Origin of the sequence: Spirillospora sp. NPDC049652 (genome assembly GCF_040675125.1) — a bacterium.
Classification (GTDB): Bacteria; Actinomycetota; Actinomycetes; order Streptosporangiales; family Streptosporangiaceae; genus Spirillospora.
Genome location: NZ_JBFAOF010001060.1, coordinates 1 through 2,313, shown reverse-complemented (window position 1 = coordinate 2,313; position 2,313 = coordinate 1). Strand labels below are relative to the sequence as shown.

Annotated in this window: 2 protein-coding genes and 1 pseudogene; 2 read left to right on the top strand and 1 reads right to left on the bottom strand. The window is 76.6% G+C overall.

Annotation, left to right across the window (positions count from 1 at the left end):
- Positions 1–543, bottom strand: a pseudogene (locus AB0J52_RS36870) (apolipoprotein N-acyltransferase); the annotation flags it as partial.
- A 131-nt stretch (positions 544–674) separates the two neighbouring features.
- Here AB0J52_RS36870 and AB0J52_RS36865 point away from each other — a divergent pair.
- Positions 675–1,871, top strand: a complete 1,197-nt coding sequence (locus AB0J52_RS36865) for a sensor histidine kinase (protein ID WP_500187544.1) — start codon at positions 675–677, stop codon at positions 1,869–1,871.
- Positions 1,868–2,313: response regulator (locus tag AB0J52_RS36860; RefSeq protein WP_500187543.1), on the top strand; the 446-nt coding region annotated here is incomplete at its 3' end. The genes AB0J52_RS36865 and AB0J52_RS36860, both read left to right, overlap by 4 nt.

Sequence of the window (2,313 nt, the reverse complement as noted above, 5' to 3'; positions counted from 1 at the left end):
GCCGACCGGACGCGGCGGGCCGCGCGTCCGGTCGGCCCAGGCGAGGTTCGCGACCCCGGCGAACCAGGCGATCAGGAACCCGATCCCGTACGACCCGGTGACCGCGACGACCTGCAGCAGCGGCAGCTCGCCGTACTGGGTCACGGCGAGCACGCCGAACGCCGTCCCGAACGGCGTGACCAGCGTCAGCAGGAACTCGGTCCCGGCGACGGCGGCGGGGAACACCAGCAGCGCGGGCCACGTCGGCAGCCTGCGGAGCAGCCAGCGGTCCAGGACGTACGGGACGGTCCGCAGCGCGCCGATGGCCGCCGAGCCCGCGATGATGACCGGCCCCGACCCGAGCGCGGACTCCCAGGTCCAGAACAGGGCGGCGGCGACGTTGGCGGCCCAGATTCCGGCGGCGGCCGTCCAGGCCCGGCCCGTCCGGGCGAAGCGCAGCAGCAGGACGGGGAAGATCCAGGCGGCGAGCGCGATGTCCCAGCGGCCGCCGACGGCGAGCGCCATCAGCGCGGTCCCGGCGGCGAGGAGAGCGGTTCTCTTCATGGCCTCGACGCTAGGTAGGTGCACCCTCACGGCGCGTCCTCCCGGACGGCGAAATCGCACGGTCCCGGCGCAACCTTCGATGCGCCGCGCGGACGATGTGCCGCAGATCAGCGCGTCCTAGGGTGGCGGCGATGAGCACCGAAGCCCTGGCCGTCCTGCGCGGCACACGACTGCGGCTCGCCGGGCGTCCCTGGCTGGCCGACGCCGCGCTCGGCGGCGGCCTCAGCCTGCTCGACGCGGCGGCGCTGCTCGGCCGGAACCCTGCGCCCAGCCCGGCGGGCGTGCTGCTGTGGGCGGCGCAGACCGTCCCGCTGCTGTGGCGGCGGCGGTTCCCGCGGACCGCCCTGACGGCCATGACCGGCCTGTTCGCGCTGTTCGAGACGCTGGACCCGGTGCCCGGCAAGACCCCCGGCCCCTACTTCCTCGTCTTCGGCGTGTACGCGGTCGCCCGGTTCCGTCCGCTCCGCGGCGCCCTGACCGCGACCGCGCTGTCCCTGGTCGCCGCGACGGCTGTCGAACTCCTCACCGGACGGGCCGAGCCGCCGCGCCCCGACTCGCTCAACCCCGACTCCGCCACCGCGTTCGCCGTGTACTTCGCCGTCGCGGCCCTGCTCGGCTGCGGCCGCCGCCGGATCGAGGCCGACGCCCTCCGGCTGCGCGACCTCAACGAGCGGCTGCGCGCCGAACGGGAGGCCAACGCGCGGCAGGCCGTCGTCGCCGAACGGGCCCGGATCGCGGGCGAGCTGCACGACGTCGTCGCCCACCACGTGAGCGCGATCGCCGTCCAGGCCCGCTCGACCGAGGACGCCCTCGCGGGCGACCCCGGCCCCGGCCTGCGCGGCGTCACCCGCATCGCCGAGACCGCCGACACCGCGCTCGCCGAGATGCGCCGCATCCTCGGGCTGCTCGCGGTCGCCGGCGACGGCGAGGCCGCCGAACCGTCGCTCGCGCATCTCGACCGGCTCGTCCAGGCCGCCGAGGCGGCGGGCTGCCGGGTCTCGACCGCGGTGGACGACCGGGCGGGCGGCCTCCCGGCGGCGCTGCAGGCGTCGGCGTACCGGGTCGTCCGCGAGGCGGTCACGAACGTGCTGAAGCACGCGGGCCGTACCCGGATCCGCGTCGTCGTCGCGTGCGACGCGTCCGCGCTGCGCGTCGAGGTCGCGAACGGGCCGCCGGGCGAGGACCACCGTCCGGTGCCCGGCTCGGGACGCGGTCTGGTCGGCATGCGCGAACGGGTCGCGGCGTTCGGCGGCGTCCTGGAGACCGGCCCCGTCCCGGACGGCGGGTGGCGGGTCGCCGCGGTGTTCCCGCTGGAGGAGGGGCGATGACGGTCAGCGTGCTGCTCGTGGACGACCAGGAGATGGTGCGGGCCGCGCTCCGCGCCGTCCTCGACCGCCGCGCGGACCTGGCCGTCGCCGGCGAGGCCGCCGACGGGGAGCAGGCGGTGCGGGAGGCGCTCCGGCTCCGCCCCGACGTGGTGGTCATGGATGTCCGGATGCCCGGCGTGAACGGCGTGGAGGCCACCCGCCGCATCCTCGCCGGGTGGCCGCCCGATGCCGGTCCGCCGCCCCGCGTGCTCGTCCTCACCACCTTCGACCTGGACGAGTACGTGCACTCCGCGCTGCGCGCCGGTGCCTCGGGGTTCCTGCTGAAGAACAGCCCGGCCGAGGAGTTCGCGCAGGCCGTCCGGGTGGTGGCGGCGGGTGAGGCGATGCTCGCGCCGAGCGTGACCCGGCGGCTGATCGGCGTGTTCACGGCCCTGCCCGCCGG